Raw genomic sequence first — 11,805 nt, 5'->3', positions numbered from 1 at the left:
GAGAGAAAAAAGGTCGAAATATCCCTTAAAAAACAATGCCGGTCACCTTAAGTGACCGGCATTAACCCGAAGGTCGCTTTTTCGTTTTGCGTTGCGGGGATCAGGCTTCGATCGCCATACGCAGTTTTTTCATCGCGTTCTTTTCCAGCTGACGAACACGTTCTGCAGACACACCGTATTTATCGGCAAGCTCCTGCAGGGTCGATTTGTTTTCGTCGTCTAACCAGCGGGCACGGATGATATCCTGACTGCGTTCGTCCAGACCTTCCATTGCAGAGGAAAGTTTGTCGGTGGCGTCCTGATCCCAGTTATCTTCTTCGATAGTTTCTGCAAAATCAGAACTCTTGTCTTGCAGATACAGCATCGGTGCCATCGCTGCGCCGTCGCGTGGTTCATCATCCGGCGTCGGATCAAACGTCATGTCCTGTGCGGCCATGCGTGATTCCATTTCCAGCACATCTTTGCTCGTCACACCCAGTTCGCGGGCGACGTGCTCGACTTCGTCGTGGCTGAACCAGCCCAGACGCTGTTTGTTCTTACGCAGGTTGAAGAACAGCTTACGCTGCGCTTTGGTGGTAGCGACTTTCACGATGCGCCAGTTACGCAGCACATATTCGTGAATTTCCGCTTTGATCCAATGCACAGCAAAGGATACCAGACGGACACCGACTTCTGGATTAAAACGGCGAACCGCTTTCATCAGGCCGATATTCCCTTCCTGGATAAGGTCTGCCTGAGGCAAACCGTAGCCTGAATAGTTGCGGGCAATGTGAGCAACAAAGCGCAGGTGAGACAGGATCAGCTCTTTCGCTGCTTCCAGATCACCGTTGTAATGCAGCCGTTCAGCCAGCGCCCGTTCTTCCTCTGCGGTGAGCATAGGATAGGCATTGGCCGCCCGAACATAGGCTTCCAGGCTACCTTGGGGTACTAATGCTAAAGTGCGCATTTCTTTGGTCATTAAAGCCTCTCATGTATGACGTAATGCAGGTTTTATACCACGTTGCTGCGGGATGATACCGCGACATTGCTGGCCTTAAAGGCGACAACAAAGCAACGCCGAGCCCTTCATATTCGCTGCTCTACGACCACGAATTTTACATAAAGTTCACGGAAAGATTCAACAGTCTGAAGACTGTAAGTGACAGACTGACTATTGGATAGTGAATTTGTGCCATTACGGGGAAAGCAGGAAAATGATGTGGCGGGCTGACCTGAAACAGCTTCCCCCTGAGACACAATTACTGAGCCGCAGGGGGACATTATAGCAAATTATCACTACTGTGGTGTAAATCGCCGTAAATGTTGAACCGTCGCCAGCCAGGCGGCAATCCAGCCAATCATCGCGGAAACGATCAGCAGTAACAGGCTTTCGTCCCAGCCCAGACCATGCAGGTCAAAGGTGGTGCCGAAGACCTGCGCAACCTGCGTCACCACGCTCTCAAGCCGCAACACCAGCACTTCCGAGAGGATGAGTGATAACAATGCACCGGTGAAACCGAGCATCGCGCCACCGTTGAGGAACGGCCGCAAAATAAAGCCATCGGTCGCGCCAATCAGCTTCATCACGTTAATGGTATCGCGGCGGCTGAAGATGCTCAGTCGCACACTGTTACCAATAACGAGGAAGACGGCGATCACCATCAGAATGCCGATCATCGCCGCAATCTGCCCGACCAGACCGGTCAGCGCCGCAAGACGGGCAAACCAACTGTCGTCCATCCGCACTTCATCCACGCCATGCACAGCCGCCACGCGGTCGCGCAAGGTGCTGAGTGTCGCAGAGTCCTGGAAATTCATTTTAGGCGTGATGATCGCCACCGCTGGCAACGGGTTTTGCTCCAGCATATCCATTGCGCCGCCAAAGCCTGACCAGTTGCGGAATTCACCCATCGCCTCTTCACGGGAAAGATAATTAACTTTATCCACGCCCGCTTCGGTTTTCAGGGTTTTGACCACGTTTTCTGCGGCGTCATCATCCAGCGCTTTATCGAGATAAACGGTCAGTTGTGGCGTCGGATACCACTGCTCTGCCGCCGTACTGACGTTTTTCCACACCAGATAACACACGCTCGGCAGCGTCAGGGAAATGGCGATCACCATCACCGTCAGCAGCGTCGCCAGCGGCTGACGCAGCATGTCAGCCAGCGCGTTCATCCAGGCATAGCGCCACTGTTCGCGCCAGCCACCCTGCAACGCTTTACTTTTCGCGACACGGGCGCTTTTTGCAGTTTTAGCCGGATTCGGACTGTTCGCCATTAGTACACCCCTCCCGACATACGCCCCTGACTCAGCGTCAGCGTGCGGTAATTACGACGGGCAATCAGACCCAAATCATGCGTCGCCATCAGCACGGTAACGCCGACGCGGTTAAATTCTTCGAACAGACGCAAAATGCCTTCCGACAATTCGCCATCGAGGTTACCGGTCGGTTCATCTGCCAGCAGCACCGCGGGCTTGTTCACCACCGCACGGGCAATGCCCACACGCTGTTGTTCACCGCCGGAAAGCTGGATTGGCAAGTTCTTCGCTTTATCCAGTAATCCGACTTTATCCAGCGCAGCCGACACGCGGCGGCGGATATCTTCACTGCTTGCACCGGAAATGATCAGCGGCATCGCCACGTTGTCATACACGGTACGATCCATCAGCAGGTGGTGATCCTGAAAGATCATGCCGATCTGACGACGCAGGAACGGCACTTCGCTGGATTTCAGGCGGCTGATATCATGACCGCCAAACAAAATGTGTCCTGCACTCGGACGCTCTATGCCGCAAATCAGCTTCAGCAGGGTACTTTTACCCGCGCCAGAGTGTCCGGTCAGAAATGCCATTTCTGCTTGCTGGATATGAAAATTGACGCCCTGAAGCGCCTGTCGTCCGCCCAGATAAGCTTTACTGACCTGTTCAAAGCGAATCATCCGTATTAATCCTCTCGGGCAAAAAGTGCCTCAATAAAATCGTCTGCCTTAAAAGGCCTTAAATCTTCGATACCTTCACCGACGCCAATGTAACGGATCGGAATGCTGAACTGATCAGCGATGGCAAAGATCACGCCGCCTTTGGCGGTGCCATCCAGTTTAGTCAGCGTTATCCCGGTCAGCCCGACGGCTTCGTTGAATAATTTGGCCTGACTCACTGCGTTCTGGCCGGTACTGGCGTCGAGCGTCAGCATCACTTCATGCGGTGCGTCTTCGTCGAGCTTTTTCATCACACGGACGATTTTCTTCAGCTCTTCCATCAGGTGCGCTTTGTTTTGCAAACGCCCGGCGGTATCAGCAATCAGCACGTCGATATTGCGGGCTTTCGCCGCCTGAATGGCATCGAAGATAACCGACGCGGAATCGGCACCGGTGTGCTGCGCAATCACCGGGATCTTGTTACGTTGACCCCAGACTTGCAACTGTTCAACGGCTGCGGCACGGAAGGTGTCGCCTGCTGCCAGCATCACAGATTTACCCTGTGCTTCAAACTGGCGCGCCATTTTACCGATGGTGGTGGTTTTACCGACACCGTTTACGCCAACCATCAGAATGACATACGGGGTTTTCCCGCTGACATCCAGTGGCTCGTCAACTTTCGCCAGTATTTCGGACATTTCTTCCTTCAGCTTGCCGTACAGCGCATCTGCGTCTTTCAGTTGCTTACGCGAGGCATGTTCAGTCAGTGAAGTAATGATTTTTCGGGTGGTTTCGACGCCAACGTCGGCGATCAGCAGCTGTTCTTCCAGCTCCTCAAACAGATCGTCGTCGATTTTCTTACCACGGAACAGACCAACGAAACCGGAGCCGAGATTCTGCTTGGTTTTGACCAGGCTGCGTTTCAGACGGGCGAAGAACCCTTCTTTGGTCGGGCGTTCCTGCTCGGTTTCACCGGCGGGCAGCACCACAATCGGATCCAGCGCCACAGGTAAGGGTTCTTCCACAGCGACAGAATCATCAATCGAATCAATGGCGTCCTGACGCAGATCTTCGGCAATTTCTTCTGCCGATTCAACAAATTCGTCTTCAGCGATATCTTCAACAACGGCAGGCTGCGCGGCAACCTGCTCAGTGATGTGAACAATTTCTTCTGCCAGTTCAGCGGCGGCCTGCTCGCGAACCGGTTCAGGTTTGTCTTCCGGCTCAGGCTCTGTCAGCGGTTCGGGTACAATTTCCGGTTCCGGCTCAACAAATGGCTCGGGTTCAATTTCAGGCTCAGGTTGAACGTGTGCGGCCGGTTCAGTTTCAGGTTCTGCTTCAACTTCAGGTTCTGCAACAGCCTCGCGAGCTACCGGGACTGCCGGTTCTTCCGTCAGTTGTTCTTCGACAACCGGCTGTTCTTCGCGTGTTTCTTCCTTCTGCTGCTCTTCTTCCTGACGGCCACGACCGAACCAGGAGAAGAAACCGCGTTTTTTATCTTTTGCCATTTTACAACTTCACTCCTCGCCGTTAATGACTGGCGAACGGATTATTAATAGGGTTATGGTCAGGCAGTCTATCACTTTCCCCTGCGGGCAACACGCCCGCGTATTGAATTCCGCTGGTTTTTCAATCGACAATGTTAAACATTTGCCCATTGCCCGCACACCGGTAGAATAGCCCTCCAAACGATAGGCAACGAAGCCCGACGGCTTTGGATGACACAAGCGAACTATGGCAAAGAAACCCAACACGCCCGCCGCAGGCCAGATCCGAATTATTGGCGGACAATGGCGCGGACGCAAACTTCCGGTCCCTCACAGCCCGGGGCTGCGCCCGACTACCGATCGCGTGCGCGAAACGCTGTTTAACTGGCTTGCGCCAGTTTTACAGGGCGCACATTGTCTGGACTGTTTTGCAGGCAGCGGCGCACTCGGTCTGGAAGCCTTGTCACGTTATGCGGCCAGCGCGACATTGCTGGAGTTTGAGCGCCCGGTTGCGCAACAGTTAGAGAAAAACCTGGCGCTGCTAAACGCCAGTGATGCGAAAGTATTTAACGTCAATGCCCTGAACTGGCTGGCAAAAGCCGGAAGCGCCTTTGATGTGGTTTTCCTCGATCCGCCTTTCCGCAAAGGCATTCTGCAAGACACCCTGAACCTGCTGGAGCAAAACCAGTGGCTGGCCGATGAAGCCTGGATTTATGTCGAAACAGAAGCCGAACATGACACGCTGGATGTGCCTGCCCGCTGGCGCTTACACCGTGAGAAAGTCGCCGGACAAGTTGCTTATCGTCTTTATCATCGCGATGTGACGCCTGAAACCGGCTCACCAGAACAGGAGCAGTAAGATGTTGATCAATATTGGTCGGTTGTTGATGTTATGTATTTGGGCTTTTCTCGCGTTTAACCTGATCCACCCGTTCCCGAAGCCGATCAAATACTTTTTAGACGTGGCAATTGTCTTCATGTTCTTTATGCATGGCCTGCAGGTGATGCTGCTTAAAGCCACGCAGGGCAAGGAAAAGGACACCATCGGGCCGTGGCTGCAAACCCGCATCTTCCTGTTCGGCGTCTTCGAACTGATGGCGTGGCAGAAAAAACAGCCTCCGTTGCCAGCCAAAAAGTAATCCCCGCTTTTACGGCGCGCCCTGCGCCGTAAATTCCCCCTATCCTAAACCAACATTCATCAGACCCGCCGTTACGGGGATTTCTGATTGTCGCCGCCATGCTCTCTCTCCTACACTGAAAGCAAGTTCAGGAAAACAGGATGTGTTTTCCCGCAAGCAGACCCTGACATCGGTTTTATGTTCTGTTCTGAAATATAAAAGGATAAACAATGAGTTGGCCATTCCTCGCTGTATTTTTCTCTGGCTGGTTGTTCGTTGACGCCAGCTATCGTGGCCCGCGCTGGCAGCGCTGGGTCTTTAAACCCGTCACCTTACTATTACTGCTGTTGCTGGCCTGGCAGGCGCCGACACTCAACGTTTACAGCTATCTGATCTTACTGGGTCTGGCGGCGACACTGGTGGCAGACAGCCTGTTACTGCTGCCTGAAGAACGCTTCATGTACGCCATCGGTGCCTTCTTCCTGTCGCATCTGCTGTATACGCTGAGTTTCGCCAGCCAAATGACCATCACCTTCTTCTGGCCGCTGCCGCTGACGTTACTGATCATCGGGGCGATACTTCTCGCAGTGATCTGGACACGGCTGGCGGAGCTGCGATGGCCAGTGACCACTTACATCGCCATGACCCTGCTGATGGTCTGGCTGGCTGGCGAACAGTATTTTGCCCGCAGTACCGACATGGCGTTTTCGCTGTTCTGCGGCGCAGCGCTGTTACTGCTGGGGAATATTTTCTGGCTGCTCAGCCGATACCGCTTCACCTTCCGCGCCGCCGACGCGCTGGTTGCCGCCTGTTATTTCGGCGGGCACTTCCTGATAGTCCGGTCGTTATACCTGTAATATCCCACAGCGGAACCGTTCTGGTTCCGCTGATAAAATACTTGTTGACCTTAGAGCCGACTCCAACGTTTACACTGGGGGTAATTCCACTCGGTTTCGAACCGGAGGCTTTATGATCCCACTGCAAAAAAACAACACCTGTCGCTGCGGATGTCAGGGCAAACATGCGCCTGCACTGCGTATCAACAAAATTGGCGCTATTGCGCAGCCCGGCACACATCCGGCTGGCTGCTGTAGCGAAAAACCCCCGCTGGCGGTTTCCGCCTGCTCCACCACTGACAGCTGCTGTGCGCCAAAAACAGGTGAGCACTCACATACATCGGACGATGGCAACGCCGAAGGTTCGCCGGGCGAAGACGAACCCGCCTCACCGCTTTCCGGCAGTCAGCAATACAGCTGGAAAGTACAAGGTATGGACTGCCCTGCCTGTGCCCGAAAAATTGAAAAAGCCGTTTCAGGTATTGATGGTATCAGCCACGCTAAAGTGCTGTTCGCTACTGAAAAGCTGGTGATTGATGCAGGTTTTGATATCACCCAACACGTGCAAAATGCCGTTACCGCCGCAGGTTTTACCCTGCAATCGCTCGACAAACCGCAGGAAAAACCCACCGCCGAACCTTCCCGTTTGCAGGAAGCGCTGCCGCTGATCGCTCTTTCGGTTCTGATGCTACTGAGCTGGGTGCTCGATCATTTCAACCCGCAGATGGGTAACATCGCGTTTATCGCCACGACACTGGTCGGGCTCTGGCCGGTACTGCGTCAGGCGATTCGCCAGACCCGCGCCGGTTCGCCATTCGCCATCGAAACGCTGATGAGTATCGCCGCGATCGGCGCACTCTTTATCGGTGCGACAGCCGAAGCCGCCATGGTTCTGTTGCTGTTTATGGTGGGCGAACGCCTTGAGGCTTTTGCCTCCAGCCGGGCACGCAGCGGCGTAAAAGCGCTGATGGCGCTGATCCCGGATACCGCTGTCCGCATTGTGAATGGCAAATCTGAAACCGTGCCGGTCAGCAGCTTGCGTCCCGGCGATATCATTGAAATCGCAGCAGGTGCACGCCTGCCTGCCGACGCTGTTTTACAAAGCGCCGCCAGTTTCGACGAAAGCGCGCTGACCGGCGAATCAGTTCCGGTGGATCATCTGGCCGGTGAAAAAGTGCCCGCAGGCAGCCTGTGCGTTGACCGGCTGGCACGCCTCGAAGTGGCTTCCGCGCCGGGCAACAGCGCCATTGACCGCATCCTGCAACTGATTGAAGAAGCCGATGAACGCCGTGCGCCGATCGAGCGTTTCCTCGATACTTTCAGCCGCTATTACACGCCGGTCATTATGCTGATGTCGTTGCTGGTGATTATCGTGCCGCCACTGGCGATGGGGCTATCGTGGGAAACCTGGATTTACCGCGGGCTGACGCTGCTGCTGATTGGCTGTCCGTGTGCGCTGGTGATTTCGACGCCAGCAGCGATTACGTCCGGGCTGGCAGCGGCCACGCGTCAGGGTGCATTGATCAAAGGCGGTGCAGCGCTGGAACAGCTGGCGCTGATTCAAACCGTTGCCCTGGATAAAACCGGTACGCTGACCGAAGGCAAACCTGAAGTTACCGACGTTTTACTGCTGAACGGCGCCAGCGAAGGCGAAGTATTAAGTCTGGCATCAGCGGTGGAAGAAGGTTCGCATCACCCGCTGGCGCAGGCGATTTTGGCCCGTGCAAAAACCAGTAATCCGCTACCGCTCACGGCGCAGGATCGCCGCGCGCTGGCCGGTTCCGGCGTGGAAGGCCTCGTTTCAGGCCGCAAAATTCAGGTGCTGGCACCGAAAAGTGTGGCTGAAAACAGCCTGACAACTGAAACCCTTGCGCAAATTACTGACTGGGAATCCAGCGGAAAAACCGTGGTGGTGGTGTTGCAGGAAGAAAACGCGATCGGGCTGATTGCCATGCAGGATCGTCTGCGGGATGACGCGGCCGAGGCATTGCAGAAACTCAAAGCGCTCGGCGTGTCGGCGGTCATGCTGACCGGCGACAATCCGCGGGCGGCGAAAACCATCGCTGACCGGCTCGGCATTGATTTCCGTGCGGGCTTACTGCCTGCGGATAAAGTCTCAGCGGTCACCGCGCTGAATGCACTGAAACCGGTAGCCATGGTCGGTGACGGCATTAACGATGCGCCCGCCATGAAAGCCGCGACTATCGGTATTGCGATGGGAAGCGGAACGGACGTCGCGCTGGAAACGGCGGATGCGGCACTGACGCATAACCGCCTGAGAGGGCTGGCGCAGATGATCAGCCTTTCGCGTGCTACACGGGCGAATATCCGTCAGAACATCACGATTGCGCTGGGGCTGAAAGCGATTTTCCTGGTCACCACGCTGATGGGATTGACCGGATTATGGCTGGCGGTGCTGGCGGATTCCGGCGCAACGGCGCTGGTGACCGCCAATGCGTTAAGGCTGTTGCGCAATAAATCGAAATAAACAACACGGGCTGAGCCATCAGCCCTGTTTTTCTGCCAACCCTTTGCACAGCAAATAGCGGTACGGCACGCTTTCGGTATCCGACGCCAGCAGCGTATGTTCCATAAAACGGCAGAAACCGGGGATATCGCGGGTCGTCGCCGGATCATCAGCGATGATCAATAACGTTTCGCCGTCTTGCATGGTGCGTACCGCTTTACGAACCATCATCACTGGCTCCGGGCAACGCAGACCCAACGCATCAAGCTGATGGTCAGGATTGATAAAGGGGTCGGTCATTTCGTGTCTCAACATCTACATACGTGAATGGGCGGTTGTTTGGCAAAGGCGGATAGTTTAACCCGCTGGTTTTCTGGCGCAACAAACACGGCTCATTGCGCTAAAATTAACCGGTAGATCTGTTGCGCAAACGGTGCGCAAACAGGTACTATGCGCGCCGCACGCCATTACGGGTGCGAAAGTAAAAATTTTCTTGGGTTCCCTCACCCCAATTTATTCATAAAAAAAGGTCACATATATGTACTCTTTTACTGCTCAGCAGCGGTTTTCCGCGCTGATATGGCTTTCGCTATTCCACATCGCCATCATCACCTCCAGTAACTATCTGGTTCAGTTACCCGTTTCCATTTTTGGTTTCCATACCACCTGGGGCGCGTTCACTTTCCCGTTTATTTTTCTGGCTACCGATCTGACCGTCCGTATATTTGGCGCGCCGCTGGCACGACGGATTATACTTTCCGTGATGGTGCCTGCACTGGCCATTTCCTATATCATCTCGGCGTTATTCTTTGAAGCGCAATGGCAAGGCGTGGAAGCGCTCAGCAGCCTGAATATCATGGTCGCGCGTATCGCCACCGCCAGTTTTATGGCGTATGTGCTGGGGCAAATTCTTGACGTTCATGTGTTTAACCGCCTGCGCCAGAACCGCCGCTGGTGGATCGCACCGGTCGCCTCGATGTTCCTCGGCAATATCAGCGACACCCTGTCCTTCTTCTTTATCGCTTTCTACAAAAGCAGCGATGCCTTTATGGCACAGCACTGGGTAGAAATAGCGATGGTGGATTACACCTTCAAGGTGCTGATCTGCCTGGTGTTCTTCCTGCCGATGTACGGCATGCTGCTGAATATGCTGCTTAAGCGTTTATCAGCACAAGGAAACAACCCGCATTCCGCTATCAGTGCGCACTAAACCGGGTCGCCGGGAAGACACAAATCGCGCCATAATCTGACTTGCATTTGTGGCCTGAATAGGTTGCCATAAAGGCTGTTAAGTCAACATGTAAGCCTGGTGAACAGGCCACTTAAGGAAGCCCGATGCGTAATATCGCGAAAATGATGGGAATGGCAGTACTGATCGCCGGTCTGGCTGCGTGTGACGGTAAGTCGACCGATGCACCTGCCGCAGATAAAGGCGCACCAGCGGCCGCAGCCACGGCAGCCACCACGCCGGTCAGCCTGCTGGACGGCAAAGTCACCTTCTCCCTGCCGCAGGGAATGAGCGACCAGAGCGGTAAACTGGGCACACAGGCAAATAATATGCACGTGTATGCAGACAGCACCGGGCAGAAAGCGGTGATTGTCATTTTGGGTGATAACACCCCGGAATCACTGGACGTTCTGGCGGGTCGTTTACAGGATCAGCAAAAAGCGCGCGATACCAATCTGCAAGTCGTCACCAATAAATCTATTCAGGTCAACGGCCAGACATTGCAGCAGTACGACAGCGTGATCACTTCTGCTGGTCAGAAAGCCTATTCGTCTATCGTTTTGGGCAAGGTCGACAGCCATCTGCTGACCCTGCAAATTACTCTGCCTGCTGATAATCAGCAGCAGGCGCAGACCGATGCGGAAGCCATTATCAGCACACTGAAAATTCAATAATTTCAGACCGTGTGAAAATATCATGCGGAGCTCAGGCTCCGCTTTTTTTTTGTATTATGCCATGACTCGACCTTACCAATCCGCCTCATTTATAAGGTGAAAATATATCGTTATATTATTTACAATGAAGTACAGTGGTATATAACAGAGAGTAACTGATAGTATTACTATATATTTTAACCAGCACATATCATAAAATGGAATAATTAACTTAAGGAATAAGTTATGTACCATAGTGATTTTATTATTAATAAGTTGGCGAATGATGAAATACTTGCAAAAAAGTTGGATGCCGCGGTTACCGGAGTTAAGGAGCAGATTCTCGATCAACCTCACAGAATTCAGGATGGCGCAACAAGGCTAGTGTATTACACTTCATGTTTTACGGAGAATTATCAAGATGTTTGCGCAAAGCTGAAACGAGAAGATGTTCGATTCCTTGAGTCTTTACAGCAGTTAATTAAAGACAGAAGGATCATATCTGACATGATACAGATTTATGTCGAATCACTTATTAAAAATAGAAACCAAAGCCAACTACACTATATCCAGCGCACCTTAATGAAAGCAAGCGTAAATATATCAACGAGTTCTCTGACGACACAATCATTTGCATTAGGCATAACAACGTCCATTTGCCTTGGATTCAATATTCATACCAGCTTCAGCCAGAAAATTGGGAAGGTGTCCGCACTTGCCGCTACCGGAATAGGCTTTTACGGATACGTACAGGAAGCTGCAGAGAGTGCGGAACGTTTGCAGGTTCTGAGTCCTGCATATTACTACGCGTTATATATGCGAAAATTAGAAATGATGTATTTTTTAGTTGAGCCTCTTTTTTATGAAAGCTCACTCCTTTAGCACGAATCTTACATCAGATGATGAAGTCGCCAAAACAATAATTGATATGGTAAGGTGAACATCATGATTAATTTTTTAAAGCGATGGTTTAAACATCAACTGTCTTATTTTTTCTGGACTTACATTCCATTAATTATAACTGTGATCTTCGGTGTATTTATGGTGAGTTTTTTTCCTGATATCGCGATACAGTCAATTGCGGCGTTTTTCCTGCTGATGCTAGTTTTTGTTTTTTTA

Annotated in this window: 12 protein-coding genes; 7 read left to right on the top strand and 5 right to left on the bottom strand. The window is 52.8% G+C overall.

Features of this window, described 5'->3' with window-relative positions:
• Positions 1-100 precede the first annotated feature (100 nt).
• From rpoH to ftsY, 4 genes are all read right to left on the bottom strand, one after another.
• Positions 101-958 (bottom strand): RNA polymerase sigma factor RpoH, encoded by an 858-nt coding sequence (gene rpoH / locus DXU84_RS23650; protein ID WP_013577470.1) that lies wholly within the window; start codon positions 956-958, stop codon positions 101-103.
• 317 nt (positions 959-1,275) lie between these two features.
• A complete protein-coding gene (gene ftsX, locus DXU84_RS23645; protein ID WP_153376744.1) occupies positions 1,276-2,256 on the bottom strand; it encodes a permease-like cell division protein FtsX in 981 nt (326 codons plus the stop codon).
• Positions 2,256-2,918 carry a cell division ATP-binding protein FtsE gene (gene ftsE / locus DXU84_RS23640; RefSeq protein ID WP_153376743.1) on the bottom strand — a complete coding sequence of 221 codons (663 nt, stop codon included), beginning with the start codon at positions 2,916-2,918 and terminating at the stop codon, positions 2,256-2,258. Before ftsE ends, ftsX begins: the two co-directional genes overlap by 1 nt.
• Positions 2,919-2,923: 5 nt before the next feature.
• Positions 2,924-4,405: a signal recognition particle-docking protein FtsY gene (ftsY, locus tag DXU84_RS23635; RefSeq protein ID WP_153376742.1), complete on the bottom strand. Its 1,482-nt coding sequence runs from the start codon at positions 4,403-4,405 to the stop codon at positions 2,924-2,926.
• Between the two features lie 226 nt (positions 4,406-4,631).
• On the opposite strand from ftsY, the gene rsmD reads away from it, so the two are divergent.
• From rsmD to DXU84_RS23615, 4 genes are all read left to right on the top strand, one after another.
• Positions 4,632-5,243, top strand: coding sequence for a 16S rRNA (guanine(966)-N(2))-methyltransferase (gene rsmD / locus DXU84_RS23630; protein ID WP_013577474.1), 612 nt, complete (start codon positions 4,632-4,634; stop codon positions 5,241-5,243).
• A gap of 1 nt (position 5,244) precedes the next feature.
• Positions 5,245-5,523 carry a DUF1145 family protein gene (locus DXU84_RS23625; protein ID WP_013577475.1) on the top strand — a complete coding sequence of 93 codons (279 nt, stop codon included), beginning with the start codon at positions 5,245-5,247 and terminating at the stop codon, positions 5,521-5,523.
• A gap of 209 nt (positions 5,524-5,732) precedes the next feature.
• On the top strand, positions 5,733-6,359 hold the full coding sequence (locus DXU84_RS23620; protein WP_013577476.1) for a lysoplasmalogenase: 627 nt from the start codon (positions 5,733-5,735) through the stop codon (positions 6,357-6,359).
• 112 nt (positions 6,360-6,471) lie between these two features.
• Positions 6,472-8,826, top strand: coding sequence for a zinc/cadmium/mercury/lead-transporting ATPase (locus tag DXU84_RS23615; RefSeq protein WP_153376741.1), 2,355 nt, complete (start codon positions 6,472-6,474; stop codon positions 8,824-8,826).
• An 18-nt stretch (positions 8,827-8,844) separates the two neighbouring features.
• On the opposite strand, the gene tusA is transcribed toward DXU84_RS23615, so the two are convergent.
• Positions 8,845-9,105: a sulfurtransferase TusA gene (gene tusA, locus DXU84_RS23610; protein ID WP_013577478.1), complete on the bottom strand. Its 261-nt coding sequence runs from the start codon at positions 9,103-9,105 to the stop codon at positions 8,845-8,847.
• A 238-nt stretch (positions 9,106-9,343) separates the two neighbouring features.
• On the opposite strand from tusA, the gene DXU84_RS23605 reads away from it, so the two are divergent.
• The 3 genes from DXU84_RS23605 (at position 9,344) to DXU84_RS23595 (ending at position 11,568) form a co-directional block, all read left to right on the top strand.
• On the top strand, positions 9,344-10,015 hold the full coding sequence (locus tag DXU84_RS23605; protein WP_153376740.1) for a 7-cyano-7-deazaguanine/7-aminomethyl-7-deazaguanine transporter: 672 nt from the start codon (positions 9,344-9,346) through the stop codon (positions 10,013-10,015).
• A 125-nt stretch (positions 10,016-10,140) separates the two neighbouring features.
• Positions 10,141-10,707 carry a DcrB family lipoprotein gene (locus DXU84_RS23600; RefSeq protein WP_013577480.1) on the top strand — a complete coding sequence of 189 codons (567 nt, stop codon included), beginning with the start codon at positions 10,141-10,143 and terminating at the stop codon, positions 10,705-10,707.
• Positions 10,708-10,932: 225 nt separating this feature from the next.
• Positions 10,933-11,568 carry a hypothetical protein gene (locus DXU84_RS23595; RefSeq protein ID WP_228389049.1) on the top strand — a complete coding sequence of 212 codons (636 nt, stop codon included), beginning with the start codon at positions 10,933-10,935 and terminating at the stop codon, positions 11,566-11,568.
• Positions 11,569-11,805 lie beyond the last annotated feature (237 nt).

The organism is Rahnella sp. RcJ3, assembly GCF_009498575.1.
Lineage (GTDB): Bacteria > Pseudomonadota > Gammaproteobacteria > Enterobacterales > Enterobacteriaceae > Rahnella > Rahnella aceris.
The sequence above is the reverse complement of the archived record's forward strand: the minus strand, read 5'-3'. Positions and strand labels throughout refer to the sequence as shown.

Excerpts from the sequence above, each read along its gene's own strand:
- rsmD (WP_013577474.1), top strand. The coding sequence starts at position 4,632 with ATGGCAAAGAAACCCAACACGCCCGCCGCAGGCCAGATCCGAATTATT.
- tusA (WP_013577478.1), bottom strand. The coding sequence starts at position 9,105 with ATGACCGACCCCTTTATCAATCCTGACCATCAGCTTGATGCGTTGGGT.
- DXU84_RS23600 (WP_013577480.1), top strand. The coding sequence starts at position 10,141 with ATGCGTAATATCGCGAAAATGATGGGAATGGCAGTACTGATCGCCGGT.
- DXU84_RS23625 (WP_013577475.1), top strand. The coding sequence starts at position 5,245 with ATGTTGATCAATATTGGTCGGTTGTTGATGTTATGTATTTGGGCTTTT.
- DXU84_RS23605 (WP_153376740.1), top strand. The coding sequence starts at position 9,344 with ATGTACTCTTTTACTGCTCAGCAGCGGTTTTCCGCGCTGATATGGCTT.
- DXU84_RS23595 (WP_228389049.1), top strand. The coding sequence starts at position 10,933 with ATGTACCATAGTGATTTTATTATTAATAAGTTGGCGAATGATGAAATA.
- DXU84_RS23615 (WP_153376741.1), top strand. The coding sequence starts at position 6,472 with ATGATCCCACTGCAAAAAAACAACACCTGTCGCTGCGGATGTCAGGGC.
- DXU84_RS23620 (WP_013577476.1), top strand. The coding sequence starts at position 5,733 with ATGAGTTGGCCATTCCTCGCTGTATTTTTCTCTGGCTGGTTGTTCGTT.
- ftsE (WP_153376743.1), bottom strand. The coding sequence starts at position 2,918 with ATGATTCGCTTTGAACAGGTCAGTAAAGCTTATCTGGGCGGACGACAG.
- rpoH (WP_013577470.1), bottom strand. The coding sequence starts at position 958 with ATGACCAAAGAAATGCGCACTTTAGCATTAGTACCCCAAGGTAGCCTG.
- ftsX (WP_153376744.1), bottom strand. The coding sequence starts at position 2,256 with ATGGCGAACAGTCCGAATCCGGCTAAAACTGCAAAAAGCGCCCGTGTC.
- ftsY (WP_153376742.1), bottom strand. The coding sequence starts at position 4,405 with ATGGCAAAAGATAAAAAACGCGGTTTCTTCTCCTGGTTCGGTCGTGGC.